This window comes from Synechococcus sp. MIT2312 (genome assembly GCF_059772315.1).
In genome coordinates this window covers 1,497,270-1,510,527 of sequence record NZ_CM186281.1, presented here as the reverse complement: position 1 = coordinate 1,510,527, position 13,258 = coordinate 1,497,270, and the positions used below count along the sequence as shown (strand labels likewise).

At 56.8% G+C, this 13,258-nt stretch carries 14 protein-coding genes and 1 tRNA gene; 5 read left to right on the top strand and 10 right to left on the bottom strand.

Features of this window, described 5'->3' with window-relative positions:
• Nucleotides 1–47 precede the first annotated feature (47 nt).
• The 7 genes from AC6EI9_RS08835 to sfsA all read right to left on the bottom strand — a co-directional run bounded on the left by AC6EI9_RS08835 (nt 48) and on the right by sfsA (nt 6,642).
• Entirely contained in the window at nt 48–464 is a 417-nt protein-coding gene (locus tag AC6EI9_RS08835; protein ID WP_498467433.1) for a hypothetical protein, read from the bottom strand.
• Nucleotides 465–610: 146 nt separating this feature from the next.
• Nucleotides 611–934 (bottom strand): hypothetical protein, encoded by a 324-nt coding sequence (locus AC6EI9_RS08830; RefSeq protein WP_498467432.1) that lies wholly within the window; start codon nt 932–934, stop codon nt 611–613.
• A gap of 263 nt (nt 935–1,197) precedes the next feature.
• Nucleotides 1,198–1,923: a hypothetical protein gene (locus tag AC6EI9_RS08825; RefSeq protein WP_498467431.1), complete on the bottom strand. Its 726-nt coding sequence runs from the start codon at nt 1,921–1,923 to the stop codon at nt 1,198–1,200.
• 320 nt (nt 1,924–2,243) lie between these two features.
• Entirely contained in the window at nt 2,244–2,825 is a 582-nt protein-coding gene (locus AC6EI9_RS08820; protein ID WP_498467430.1) for a DUF1997 domain-containing protein, read from the bottom strand.
• A 108-nt stretch (nt 2,826–2,933) separates the two neighbouring features.
• On the bottom strand, nt 2,934–4,133 hold the full coding sequence (locus AC6EI9_RS08815; protein ID WP_498467429.1) for a 4-hydroxy-3-methylbut-2-enyl diphosphate reductase: 1,200 nt from the start codon (nt 4,131–4,133) through the stop codon (nt 2,934–2,936).
• 131 nt (nt 4,134–4,264) lie between these two features.
• Complete coding sequence (locus tag AC6EI9_RS08810; RefSeq protein ID WP_498467428.1) at nt 4,265–5,782, bottom strand: ammonium transporter; 1,518 nt, start codon at nt 5,780–5,782, stop codon at nt 4,265–4,267.
• 95 nt (nt 5,783–5,877) lie between these two features.
• Nucleotides 5,878–6,642 (bottom strand): DNA/RNA nuclease SfsA, encoded by a 765-nt coding sequence (gene sfsA / locus AC6EI9_RS08805; RefSeq protein WP_498467427.1) that lies wholly within the window; start codon nt 6,640–6,642, stop codon nt 5,878–5,880.
• A gap of 80 nt (nt 6,643–6,722) precedes the next feature.
• On the opposite strand from sfsA, the gene murJ reads away from it, so the two are divergent.
• Nucleotides 6,723–8,330: a murein biosynthesis integral membrane protein MurJ gene (gene murJ, locus AC6EI9_RS08800; protein WP_498467426.1), complete on the top strand. Its 1,608-nt coding sequence runs from the start codon at nt 6,723–6,725 to the stop codon at nt 8,328–8,330.
• Here murJ and AC6EI9_RS08795 read toward each other — a convergent pair.
• From AC6EI9_RS08795 to AC6EI9_RS08785, 3 genes are read right to left on the bottom strand one after another with little or no spacing between them, the layout of a single operon-like run.
• Nucleotides 8,317–8,580 (bottom strand): cytochrome-c oxidase, encoded by a 264-nt coding sequence (locus tag AC6EI9_RS08795; RefSeq protein ID WP_498469992.1) that lies wholly within the window; start codon nt 8,578–8,580, stop codon nt 8,317–8,319. The genes murJ and AC6EI9_RS08795 overlap by 14 nt on opposite strands.
• Before the next feature lie 25 nt (nt 8,581–8,605).
• The gene (locus AC6EI9_RS08790; RefSeq protein WP_498467425.1) at nt 8,606–8,896 is read right to left on the bottom strand and encodes a DUF3181 family protein; all 291 of its coding nucleotides are present in this window, start codon (nt 8,894–8,896) and stop codon (nt 8,606–8,608) included.
• Between the two features lie 30 nt (nt 8,897–8,926).
• Nucleotides 8,927–9,181: a hypothetical protein gene (locus AC6EI9_RS08785; protein ID WP_498467424.1), complete on the bottom strand. Its 255-nt coding sequence runs from the start codon at nt 9,179–9,181 to the stop codon at nt 8,927–8,929.
• 91 nt (nt 9,182–9,272) lie between these two features.
• On the opposite strand from AC6EI9_RS08785, the gene AC6EI9_RS08780 reads away from it, so the two are divergent.
• From AC6EI9_RS08780 to AC6EI9_RS08765, 4 genes are all read left to right on the top strand, one after another.
• Nucleotides 9,273–9,346, top strand: a tRNA-Arg gene (locus AC6EI9_RS08780).
• A 104-nt stretch (nt 9,347–9,450) separates the two neighbouring features.
• A complete protein-coding gene (gene glyA, locus AC6EI9_RS08775) occupies nt 9,451–10,740 on the top strand; it encodes a serine hydroxymethyltransferase (protein ID WP_498467423.1) in 1,290 nt (429 codons plus the stop codon).
• Between the two features lie 90 nt (nt 10,741–10,830).
• Nucleotides 10,831–11,976, top strand: coding sequence for an MraY family glycosyltransferase (locus tag AC6EI9_RS08770; RefSeq protein WP_498467422.1), 1,146 nt, complete (start codon nt 10,831–10,833; stop codon nt 11,974–11,976).
• The gene (locus tag AC6EI9_RS08765) at nt 11,969–13,240 is read left to right on the top strand and encodes a competence/damage-inducible protein A (RefSeq protein WP_498467421.1); all 1,272 of its coding nucleotides are present in this window, start codon (nt 11,969–11,971) and stop codon (nt 13,238–13,240) included. Before AC6EI9_RS08770 ends, AC6EI9_RS08765 begins: the two co-directional genes overlap by 8 nt.
• Nucleotides 13,241–13,258 lie beyond the last annotated feature (18 nt).

Sequence of the window (13,258 nt, the reverse complement as noted above, 5' to 3'; positions counted from 1 at the left end):
AATCTATTGTTACTTACTATACAGCCAACTTGCTGGCGGCCTCCCGCTCAATCAGCCTCTAGTCCGTTGAATAATTCTTTGTGAACTGCAAATGTATGATAAAGAGACGTTGCATTTTCGGGTTGTAATTTAGTGCCGTCGCATGTATACGCGATTGCACAAACTAAATTTCCTTGCCAGGCGATGTTGTCATCGCTTTGCTCTTCTGACCAAGTCATCATCGTTTTGAATTGATCAGGCAGTTGGTGGCCAATCTTCTCGCATGCTTTGCACAATCGATATAAGGCAGGTGGCTTGGATGGCATCGACAATGCCTTCTTCAGACTGAGTTCATTGAAGACCCCGATATACCGTATGTATTCAATGATTTCGCTTTCGGTTTCGCTGAGATCCGCTTTGCTGATGGCTTGATCGATCTCCTCTGGATTGAGCGTTGGCCTCACGTTTGCTTTTGCGATGTTCATTGATCGACAGGCATCGGTTCATTAGGTTTGATCAGTGTTATCCAAGACCGTAATAAGAACTGATTCCTCTTTTACTATGTTTTTGCTTAATTGAAAGCCACTGTGATCATTGAGTCCTGTTTGCTTAATCAAGCATGAGAATGGGATCAGTTGCTGATCTTTGACAAAAAGCTTGGCTTTAGGCTTGTTTGATAGTTGATGTCTTCGATCATTTTTTGAGGGCTTGTGTGGACGACGACACTGATGTCTTGAGTCGTGTCATGAATTTTCCAGAGGCCAATTCGAATTTCTGATCTTGCGCAGGTCACTTGCCATGCATCGGGCGTCGGCGAGCCGACCTGCTTCACAGTGATCTTTGTCCAGTAATAGTCTCGTCGGTGTCCAGTATTCAACGTATAAGAGGTCGAACCATCTTCCTTTTTTTCTGCTTGGAAATTCAGCTTCAGAAGCTGCTGACTCCAGTCACTCATGATTGTGCATCATTGCACTCCAATCTTAGTCGCCAATGAATTCATTCATGCATCTTTTTTGTCTTTTGCATGATCCAATGATCACGGCTAGACCGCGAACGGTTGAATCGGTGGCGGAGATAAATGAGTGAAAATTGCCGTGAATTAATGGCGATTTAAGCCTCGGTTTCGAAGGATTTGTTTTGAATGTGATCACTTGGTCTAAGCCTGCATCTTTAAACGACGCTGCATTGATAGCCCAAGAAGAATTGCCTGAATGGCCTTTATTCCTCTGTTGAATCAGCTTTTGTGTCAACGGGGGGAGCGGCTTTTGTGTCAGCGGCGGGAGCAGCTTTTTGATCAGCAGCAGGTGCGGCTTTTGTGTCAGCGGCGGGAGCAGCTTTCTTGTCAGCAGCAGGTGGGGCTTTTGTGTCAGTGGCGGGAGCAGCTTTCTTATCAGCAGCAGGTGCGGCTTTCTTATCAGTGGCGGGAGCAGCTTTCTTATCAGCAGCAGGTGCGGCTTTTGTGTCAGCGGCGGGAGCAGCTTTCTTATCAGCAGCAGGTGGGGCTTTTGTGTCAGTGGCGGGAGCAGCTTTCTTATCAGCAGCAGGTGCGGCTTTCTTATCAGTGGCGGGAGCAGCTTTCTTATCAGCAGCAGGTGCGGCTTTCTTATCAGTGGCGGGAGCAGCTTTCTTATCAGCAGCAGGTGCAGCTTTCTTATCAGCAGCAGGTGCGGCTTTCTTATCAGTGGCGGGAGCAGCTTTCTTATCAGCAGCAGGTGCAGCTTTCTTATCAGCGGCGGGAGCAGCTTTCTTCCCAGCAGCAGGTGCGGCTTTCTTGTCAGCGGCGGGAGCAGCTTTCTTGTCGGCAGCTGCTGGTTTCTTGGGTTTTAGCTTGGATGTATCGAGGTTTTTTTCGCCAAAAGCTTTGTATCCAAGGAAAACCAAGCCGCCTAACACTGGAATGGAGGCGATGCCTCCTACGGCAATCTCAAACCCTGACAATGCCATGCTGATTGGTCGAGAAGTAAAAAAGATAACACAGAGGCGTTTTCACATTTTGCAACAAATCAGCTCGTCTTGCCCAGGTTTTTTGGCATCGAGCTGAAGGATTGTTGAGTGCGCTTTTGGGGGCGATTCAAGCCTTCATGCTTGATCAATTCCGCACAGTAGTGAAGACGATTGCTCATTTTTAGAATCAATGATATTCAGTGAAGTCGTGCAGCGGTAAACTTTTGGCTTAGGTTCTGGCGATAATAGGTCAACATTTAATCAACAAAGTTTGTTGTTGAATCGGTTGATAACTGCAGCTGATTCTGATGGATCAACTGTCAGAAAGCAGCTCTTCGTCGTGGAGGGCATGCCAGTGCATGAGTGGCGTGGAAATCCTCCTGAACTTTCCAGGTCAGTCGACGTGAGATCTGGCGCACGATCTGGCGCAGCAGGTGGTCGCCACTGGACTGAACTAGGCCATTGGGAAGCATGGTGATCACTCTGGGAAGTGCAATCCAGACGGTGAGATCAAGAGACCAGTTCACCCATGTTTGATCATGCTCAAAGTCGTTTTCAGACTGGTCAACCAGGTTCAGATTGGCCTGAAAGTCAACGTCGTACAGCTTCGCCAGAGCTGGATCGTGATCGGGAAGAACAACGGTTTCGATCGCGTAGCTTCTTTCTTGGCGCGGCAGCAGTCTTAGGCCGATGGTCGGCTCCACTTCGAAGCCGAAGTTCCCATAACGTCCGAGAGTCAGCGCGTAAGCCTGGGGATCGACAGCTTCGACCTCCATGGGCGATGCACACCTGCGGAACCAACCCTGGTGTTGATCGAGATACGTCGCAATCGTGTCCGGATTCGCCCGCATTTCCATGCGGTCACTGAAGTGACTGCGATAGCAACGGACCTGTGGATCCACGTCTACGTGGTGACGCAGAGCTTCGTCGGATGGTCTTGATAAGAGCAGGACGGACGAGCCCCGATCAGGGCAATTGCTGTGGTGAATCAATGTAAAGCTTCGCTGCAATCAATCTGCGTCGCTGATGGCGATCATGCGTTGAATCACGTGCTCCACCACCCGATCTGGTGTTGAAGCTCCGGACGTGATGCCAACCGTGATCGGTCCACTCGGCAAAAAGTCCGTGTCACGGGTTAAGTCTTCGCCGAGAGGTTTGTGCTCGATGCTGTTGTCCTCACTGATTCGCTCCGGTGTGTCGATGTGGAATGAACGGATGCCACGACTGATGGCAATTTCCTGAAGGTGGGTGGTGTTGGAGGAGTTGTATCCGCCGATCACGACCATGAGATCCAGGGGTTCGTCGACGAGGGAGAACATCGCGTCTTGTCTCTCCTGGGTTGCGTCGCAGATGGTGTTGAAGGCCAGAAAGTGTTCGTTCAGCTGCATGGGACCGAACTTGCTGAGCATCGTGCGTTCGAACAGCCTGCCGATCTCTTCTGTTTCGCTTTTCAGCATGGTGGTCTGGTTTGCGACACCGACACGCTGCAGGTCTCGGTCCGGGTCGAAGCCTGGAGAACAGGCATTGGCAAAACGGGCCATGAAGCTGTTTCGATCATTTTTTCCGAGGATGTAATCAGCGACGAACTGAGCTTCCTCCAGATCCAGAAGCACGAGATACGTCCCTGCAAAGGAGCTGGTGGCGAGCGTTTCTTCGTGTTTGACCTTCCCGTGAATAATCGAGGTGAACACGTGCTTCTTGTGCTTCTCCACAGTGTTCCAAACCTTGGACACCCATGGGCAGGTGGTGTCAACGATGTGGCATCCACGATCATTGAGCAGCTGCATTTCCTGCACGGTGGCCCCGAAAGCAGGAAGAATCACCACGTCGCCATATTCCACACCTGAGAAGTCCTTCACTCCCTGGTCGACCGGGATGAAATGGACATTCATCTTGCGTAGATGATCATTCACCGACGGGTTGTGGATGATCTCATTGGTGATCCATAGCCGCTCACTGGGATAGTGCTTGCGCGTCTCGTAAGCCATGGCAACGGCGCGCTCTACTCCCCAGCAAAAGCCAAAGGCTTCTGCCAGTCGAACGTTCAGTCGTCCATGGCTGAGTTGATAGCCATTTTCACGGATGGATCCGATCAGGCTGCTCTGGTAGGCCTGTTCCAGGCTCCCAGCCACTTCTTCAGCGCGCCCGAAGCCACGACGGTTGTAGCGGTCGGAATTATGAAGAGAGCGCTTGAAGGCGTGGGTATCCATGGCCGCTGCGGCAGTGCGATGACTCTATGGGCTGTGGGCGGGAGCTGTCTTTTGCTGGTGGCCGTACTGAACTAAACCAAGAAAAAACCCCGGTCACTGTGGACCGAGGTTCAATGACCAGGATTGGGCCTTCAGTTGCCCGCAGAGGCGAAATCGGGATACGCCTCCATGCCGTGTTCTCCGATGTCGAGGCCATTGATTTCCTCTTCCTCGGTCACGCGGATGCCGCCGAACAAGGCGCCGATGATGCTCCAGGCGATCCAGCAAGTCACTAGAGCCCAGATGGCGTAAGCACCTGCTCCAAGTGCCTGGATGCCCAGTTGTGAGAAACCGCCGCCATTGAAAAGACCAATCCCCATTTGGAATTCCTCTGGCGACAAGCCTTTGACGCCCCAGAGTCCGACCACAACGGTGCCCCACACGCCACAAACGCCGTGAACTGAGAATGCACCGACCGGATCGTCAATTCCAGCTGCATCAAGAGCTGCAACGGAAAACACCACGATGATGCCGCCGATCAGGCCGGCGATCCAGGAACCGACCATGGTCATGTTGCCGCAACCGGCCGTAATGCTCACCAGGCCGGCGAGGATGCCGTTGATGATCATGGTGAGGTCAGGTTTGCCTGATGTCAGTGTCGAGGTCACGGTTGCCCCGATCGCTCCCCCTGCGGCAGCCAATGTTGTGGTGACTGCCACGTAGGCCACGTATTGATTCATCGCCAACTCAGATCCTGGGTTGAATCCGTACCAGCCGATCCAAAGCACGAGCGCGCCGAGAGTTGCAATGGCCATGTTGTGACCAGGCATGGCTTGCGTTCTGCCATTCACGTATTTGCCAATACGAGGTCCGAGCAACATCGCCCCGACCAGGCCTGCCCAGGCGCCCACGGAATGAACAATGGATGAGCCGGCAAAATCAATGAAACCCAGATTGGCGAGCCAACCATCATCGTTCCACTGCCAGGAGCCGGAGATTGGGTAAATGACGGCAGTGAGCACGAGAGCGAAGAGGACGAACTCGCCGAACTTCACGCGCTCGGCAACAAGGCCGGAAACGATTGTTGCTGCGGTTCCGGCGAACGCTGCCTGAAAGAGAAAGTCAACTGCTGGTACAAGTTGGCTGCAGTCGTTGGCCTTCCCTGAAGCTGCGCATGCGATTGCATCTGCAGCAGATGGGTCAAAGAAAAGACCTTTGAAAAACAGCCAGCCATCAGCAACAGATCCGCCATACATCAGCGAAAAGCCAACGAACCAGTAAGCGGTTACGGCTAGTGCGAAGACAAAAAGGTTTTTGGCGAGGATATTGACTGCATTCTTTTGGCGACACATACCGGCTTCAACCATGGCGAAGCCCGCATTCATGAAGATGACGAGAATCGTCGCCACTAAAAGCCAGAGGTTGTCAGCCAGAAAGCTTGCGAGTTGAAGACCACTCAAGTCCTCAAGCTTTGCACCTTCAGCACGCGCTGCAAGATTGAAAATACCAAGTCCAAATAGGGCTACTGGGACGCAGGCCAGCCAAAGCATTGAGCGGTTGGATTTGAAGCCCCGAATGCTTTGAAGGAGAAGCATTGGACCTTCGATAAGGCTTGCCTCTTGGAGGCGCGCTTTGCGCCGCCGCGATGGCGGATGCAGAGCAGTTGTCATGGAAAAAAAGCGAAACTGCAGTTCAGACAGCCTGGATAGGGACCATCAGACCCGGACAAATTGCTCAAGAGTGCACACTTTCCGAGTCGCCGTTGCTACCGAATCGCTGATTGGCTCGACTGGACTGGACGCTGGCCCTCCCAGAGGATGCGGTCGATCTCGAAGCTGAAAGCACAGGGAACCACTTCCACACCTGCTTGAGACGCCTCACGGAACAGCTCGCCATAGCGTGGATCAGCACGATCTCCCGGCGCAAAGCACGACACATCGGGTCGGCTCAGACAGGGCACCAACACTCCACGTGCATCAGGCAGCACAGCCATCAGCTCCTGCAGGTGTTTCTGTCCCCGTTCGGTGACCGTGTCGGGGAACAGAGCAAGCGGCCCCTCGCACCAGGTGGTGTTTTTCACCTCCAGGTAGATCGGGCGCGGATCAGGGGCCCCCTCTTCGGGAGTGAGCAGCAGATCGATTCGGCTGCGGCGGTTCTCGCCGTAGGGCACTTCAGCGCGGATCCCCGCGATCGGTCCCAGGGCGTCGTGGAGGCAACCGGCCTCAATGGCGGCTCTGATCAGCCGATTGGGAAGAGCCGTGTTGATTCCGACCCAACAAGAGGCTCCATCAGCGCTTGGCACTTCCGCCTGTTCCCAGGTCCAGGCCAGTTTGCGCTTCGGGGAAGGTGCGTATCGCATCCTTACCCGACCTCCAGGGTGGAGCACACCGGTCATCGGTCCGGTGTTGGCACAGTGCGCCGTCACCACTGAGCCATCCCGGAGTTCCACGTCGGCGAGAAAGCGCTTGTAGCGCTTGATCAGCACTCCCTCCGTTAGTGGATTGAATTCAAGGAGAGGGGTGCCGGTCATGGAGGCGGGCTGGCTAGCGCCATGGTGCCTGGCGATGGACCGAAGATCTCATTGATTGACTGATGGTTCAGCGGGCATCGATGGGGAGATCTCTCAAGCGCATCGCTCTGGTGGTCACCTACGGCACCTTGCTCAGCAAAGCCGGAGGCCTGATCCGTCAGCTGGTGATTGCAGCGGCGTTTGGAGTTGGTGCGGCCTACGACGCCTACAACTACGCCTATATCCTCCCCGGTTTTCTGCTGATTCTGCTGGGAGGGATCAACGGTCCCTTTCATAGCGCCATGGTCAGTGTGCTCAGCCGCCGGCCGCGTGAGGAAGGGGCCCATATCCTGGCCACCCTCAACACCAGCGTGAGTGCATTGCTGCTCGTAGTCACTGCGGTGTTGGTGCTCGCCGCCGATCCTCTGATCACGCTTGTGGGGCCTGGATTGCCCCCAGATCTGCATCAGATCGCCGTGGCGCAGTTGCAGGTGATGGCTCCCATGGCACTGCTGGCAGGCCTGATCGGACTTGGCTTCGGATCGCTGAATGCCGCTGATGAGTTCTGGATTCCCGCCATCTCACCGCTGATGTCGAGCGTGGCTCTCGTTCTTGGCGTGGGCGTGTTGTGGTGGCAGCTCGGGGCCGAGATCGCCCTGCCCGTGAATGCTCTCTGGGGAGGCGTGGTCCTGGCGCTCTCCACACTTGTGGGAGCCCTGCTGCAGTGGCTGCTTCAGCTGCCTGCCCTGGCCCGTCAGGGAATGGCGCGCCTGCGCCTGTCCTGGGACTGGAGCCATCCCGGCGTCCGCGAGGTCTGGCGGGTGATGGGCCCCGCCACGTTGTCCTCGGGAATGCTGCAGATCAATGTGTTCACCGACATGTTTTTTGCTTCAGGGATCCTTGGTGCGGCAGCAGGCCTGAGCTACTCGAATCTGTTGGTTCAGACCCCTTTGGGTCTGATCTCCAATGCTCTGTTGGTGCCATTGCTGCCCACGTTCTCCAGACTCACAGCCCCCGAAGATCGGCTGCCGCTGATTGCCAGGATCCGGCAGGGACTGATGCTGTCGACCGCATCAATGCTGCCGCTTGGAGCCTTGTTTCTGGCTCTGTCGACGCCCATCGTCGCCCTTGTCTACGAACGTGGCGCGTTTGATCAGCAGGCAGTGCAGCTGGTGACCGGTCTGCTGATGGCCTACGGAATCGGCATGCCGGCCTACCTCGGCCGGGATGTGCTGGTGCGTGTTTTTTACGCCCTTGGCGATGGAACCACCCCTTTCCGTCTCTCCATGGCGGGGATCGGCCTCAATGTGCTTTTTGACTGGGCGCTCGTGGGCGGCCCTTCCCCCTGGGGGCCTCAGTTCCCGATCAATCTCGGGGCTCCTGGATTGGTTCTGGCCACTGTTCTGATCAATCTGCTCACCTGTCTTGCATTGCTCTTGGCGCTGCAGAAGCGGCTGGGTGGATTGCCACTGCGTGAGTGGGGGCTCGACTCACTCAAGCTCACCCTTGCGGCTGCCGCTGCGGGATTGGCGGCATGGGCGCTCAGCCTTGGCGTTGCCTGGCCCGAGAACGTCGTTGGGCGACTGATCCAGGTGGGTCTTTCCGGTGCCTTGGGGTTGCTGTTGTTTGTGCTGTGCGCTCAGGCGTTGTCTGTTCCGGAGGTGAGCGAGATCAGTCGTGGGATTGCCAGCCGTTTCAGGCGTCGTTGAGACGCACCTCTCGCTCTTCCCGGACCTGAATAGGGAGCTCAATGTGCTGGCGTCCCACCAACTGAGGGCCTTGCACGGACAGAATTCTTGCCTCGATTCCGAACTCCTTGAAAGCGGTGTCGATCTCCTGAATCAGAGCCTTTTCCACCTGTGCTTCGGGATCGACCACTTTGCCGATAAGGCGCTCACCCAAACGACCGAGGCGCTGACGCACCACGTCGCGGGCATTGGTGACCTCGATGATGAGCACGCTCACTCCCTGAAGGTGAGCAACCTTATCGGCAGTGGTCCTCGAGAATCTGCTCCAGTTCGGAAAGTTGAGAGGACGGCAACAAGCGGGCAAGCGGCAGTCGGCTGCTTCCAGCTCCGATGGGAACCTGCACGGCCTCAAGTGCGCGTCGTGCGCAGACGGCTGGACCCTGGTCCAGAAGGGCACTGCATTCAATCGCCAGAGTTTCCGCCAAGCCAGCATCTCCGAGGTAGAGATGCCAGCCAGCAATCTGGAGATAGAGCCGTTCACTCAGGGCTACTGAGAGGTCTTTGAGGTCGGCCGCGTCCAGGGTCATGGCGAGAGGGTGTCTTGAACCATCGTGCCGTCAGGATTCACGACTGTCCGCATCCTCAGAAGGACGTCGCTTGAGCACCACAGCCAGGTGGATCAAGAGGGCGGCAAGCCAGATTTCAGTCAGAAGATCCAGGTGATTCCACGGGTGTCGCATCGACTGGACAAACCACAGACCGCTGCTCACTGCGACGAAAGCCCCCGCATGCAGTGTGAAATTCACAATCCGGCTGTAGTGCCTGTAGAGGGGATCTGTGTTGTCACCGGTGCCGTACCAGCGGATAGGCATGGGAAATGTCGTTGCAGTGCAACGATTCTGGCTCGCTGATGTGCCCCAGTTGACGAACGGTACCTTCGTGGAGTCAGATGGTGTGACGCCAGCGCTTGTAGCTCAGCGGATTAGAGCATCTGACTACGGATCAGAGGGTCGGGAGTTCGAATCTCTCCAGGCGCGTTTGTGAAACTGCCCCAGGGCAGTTTTTTTTTGCTCAGGTCCTGTCATCTCACGTCACCGCAGGGCTCTTTGCTTACGATTCGAGCAAAGCAATATGGCGACGCATGGCGGATTTCGCTTTGGCCCCGATCAATGCATCTCTGGCATCCTCAGATCCGGCCATCGCCGGTCTGATTGATCAGGAGCAGAAGCGTCAGGAGACTCATCTGGAGCTGATTGCCTCCGAGAACTTTGCCTCCAGAGCCGTGATGGAGGCCCAGGGCTCCGTGCTGACCAACAAGTACGCCGAAGGGCTGCCAAGCAAGCGCTATTACGGCGGTTGTGAGCATGTTGATGCGGTTGAAGAGCTCGCGATCGAGCGTGCCAAGCAGTTGTTCGGTGCAGCCTGGGCCAACGTTCAGCCTCACAGTGGTGCTCAGGCGAACTTTGCTGTGTTCCTGGCCCTGCTCCAGCCCGGCGACACGATCATGGGTCTCGACCTCTCCCACGGGGGCCATCTCACCCACGGTTCTCCGGTCAACGTCAGCGGTAAGTGGTTCAACGTTGTCCAGTACGGCGTGGATAAGCAAACCCAGCGCCTCGATATGGAGGCGATCCGCGCCTTGGCTCTTGAGCAGAAGCCGAAACTGATTGTGTGTGGCTATTCCGCTTATCCCCGGATCATCGATTTCGCGGCATTCCGCGCAATCGCCGATGAGGTTGGCGCTTATCTTCTGGCAGACATGGCCCATATCGCCGGGCTTGTGGCAGCGGGTGTGCATCCAAGCCCTGTTCCCCACTGCGATGTCGTGACGACCACCACGCACAAAACACTTCGAGGTCCCCGCGGCGGTCTGATCCTCTGTCGTGATGCGGAGTTCGCCAAGAAATTCGACAAGGCTGTGTTCCCTGGCACCCAGGGCGGTCCCCTGGAGCATGTCATCGCCGCCAAGGCTGTGGCCTTCGGAGAGGCTCTGCAGCCCTCCTTCAAGACTTACAGCCAGCAGGTGGTGGCCAATGCTGCAGCTCTGGCGGAGCGCTTGATCGAGCGTGGCATTGATGTGGTGAGCGGTGGAACCGAGAACCATGTGGTCCTGCTCGACCTCAGGGGGATCGGCATGACCGGCAAGGTGGCTGATCTGCTCGTGAGTGATGTTCACATCACAGCCAACAAGAACACCGTTCCCTTTGACCCTGAATCTCCCTTCGTGACCAGCGGCCTGCGACTCGGTACGGCTGCTCTCACCACGCGTGGGTTTGATGTTGCAGCCTTTCGTGAGGTGGCGGATGTGATCGCTGATCGACTGCTCAATCCTGAGGACGACGCCATTCAGGCGCGTTGCCTCGAGAGGGTTGCCAGTCTTTGCGGTCGTTTTCCTCTCTATGCCACCGCTGCGGAACCGGCGCTTGCCTGACTGGACCACAGAACACTGGAACCTGCCCTGAGGTCTGCCTAGGATCATGACGTCTCGGCCCCATCCGGGTCGCCATCTCCGGAGTTCTGTTTGACTCTCGCGAGTACTCCTCTCGCCGTTGCTGTCGGGATCTTCGTCACGTCGACGTTGATCACCACAGCGATTGCGCCGATGGTGAGGAGGATTGGACTCCGGCACGGTTTCACGGACACACCCGACGCTCGCAAGCAGCACAGCGTTCCGATGGTGCGTCTCGGTGGCATTGCCATGGTGCTGGGATTCTGTCTTGCGCTCGGTCTCACCTGGGGTTTTGGTGGCTTCGGCATGCTGACCCCTGCACGTGATCAGCTCATCTGGACAACCCTGGCTGGATCACTGTGCTTTTTCGTGATCGGCCTTGCCGATGATCTTTTTTCGCTGTCTCCCTGGCCGAGATTGGCCGGTCAGGTGGCTGTGGCTGTGGTGGTCTGGTCGCAGGGGGTTCAGATCGGTGCGATCGATCTTCCCTGGCTCTCCAGCAGTGCCGAAGCCGTGATCCTGCCGGATGTGATCAGTCTTCTGGCCACTGTGATTTGGTTGGTTGGCATCACCAATGCGATCAACTGGCTGGATGGCCTCGATGGACTCGCGGCTGGAGTCGCCGGCATTGCCGCGATCGGTTTGGTGTCCGTCAGCTTTTCTCTGCATCAAGTTGCAGCCGCTTTCCTGGCTGCATCCCTGGCCGGATGCTGTTTCGGATTTCTGCGACACAATTTCAATCCCGCCCGCATCTTCATGGGCGACGGTGGCTCCTATTTCCTGGGATTCAGCCTCGCGGCGATCAGCATCGTGGGCCCCGCCAAGGGACTGACCACGGTCAGCCTGCTTCTGCCTCTGCTGATTCTCTCCCTGCCTTTGGCGGATATGTCTGCGGTGATCATGGGCCGCCTGCGCTCAGGTCGTTCTCCCTTTTATCCCGATCGCCGCCATCTTCACCACCGGTTACTGCGCGCGGGTTTCAGTCACCGCCGCACTGTGCTGTTGATTTATGTGTTCACGCAGTGGTTGGCCTCCATCGCCATGGTGGTGGCGAATGTGGAGATGCGCTTTCTCTGGCTGGCTCTGGCCACCGCGATTCTCGTGGGAACAGTGATGGTGATGCAGCGTCATCGGCATCACGAGATTGTGCCGATGACGCTTGAACAGGACTCACAGGAAGAGTGCGCTGAGTCCTGTTGCTCGGATTCCCGTGGCTGAACCGTCCCCGCCTTCCGGGGTCGAGATTCTCTGCATTGGAACTGAGCTGCTGCTCGGCAATATCGTCAACGGCAATGCACGCTGGCTGGCTGAGCAACTGGCGGCCCTTGGATTGCCGCACTTCCGTCAGACGGTGGTGGGTGACAACCGTGATCGCTTGATCGCTGAAGTGCAGGCCATTTCGCGTCGTTCACGGGTGTTGATCACCACGGGTGGATTGGGCCCAACGCCCGACGATTTGACGACAGAAGCGATTGCAGCAGCGTTTTCCACGCCTTTGGAGGAGCGTCCCGAGGTCTGGGACGACATCACAGCCAAAGCGCGCAGTCGCGGCCGGACCCCTGGAGCCGAGACACGCCGGCAGGCTCTGCTGCCGCGCGGTGCGGATGTGCTGCCCAACATCACTGGAACGGCTCCAGGAATGATCTGGTCCCCGATGGAGGGATTCACTGTGCTCACCTTCCCTGGGGTCCCCAGTGAGATGCGGAGCATGTGGCAGGACACGGCAGTGCCCTGGTTGCATCGCTCCGGACTCTCGAAAGGTGTGTTCAACAGTCGTTTACTGCGTTTCTGGGGCATTGGTGAATCCACCCTGGCTGAACAGCTTCACGATCTGCTGGATCAGAGCAACCCCACGGTGGCGCCCTATGCGGGTCGTGGTGAGGTCAAGCTGCGCGTCACAGCTCACGCCACTTCGGAAGCAGAGTCGCTGCGGTTGCTGGACGCCACAGAAGCTGAGCTGCGTGAGCGCACTGGCACCCTCTGCTTTGGTTGTGATGACCAGTCGCTGGCTTGCGTGGTGCTCGAACAGTTGCGCCAGCGGCAGCAAACTCTCTCGGTTGCGGAATCCTGCACCGGCGGTGGTTTGGGGTCTGAACTCACGGCGATCCCAGGATCCTCTGATGTTCTGCTGGGCGGTGTGATCGCCTACTCGAATGCCGTCAAAGAGCATCTGCTTGGAGTTTCAGCAGAGCTTCTTGAACAGTTCGGCGCGGTCAGTGATCCTGTCGCTCAAGCCATGGCGAATGGTGCTCGACACCTCACAGGTAGTGATTGGTCGATGGCGGTGACGGGTATTGCCGGCCCTGGCGGTGGTTCTGCGGAGAAGCCGGTTGGGTTGGTGTACATCGCCGTTGCCGGCCCCGATGGTTGTTTCAGTCAGCCCATCCGTCTGGGTGAAACGCGCGGACGGGACTGGGTCCGCACCGTGAGCGTTGGTGAGGCTCTCAATCGATTGCGATTGCGTCTGATGAAGGCTGGGTAATGGATGTCGGCGATTAGT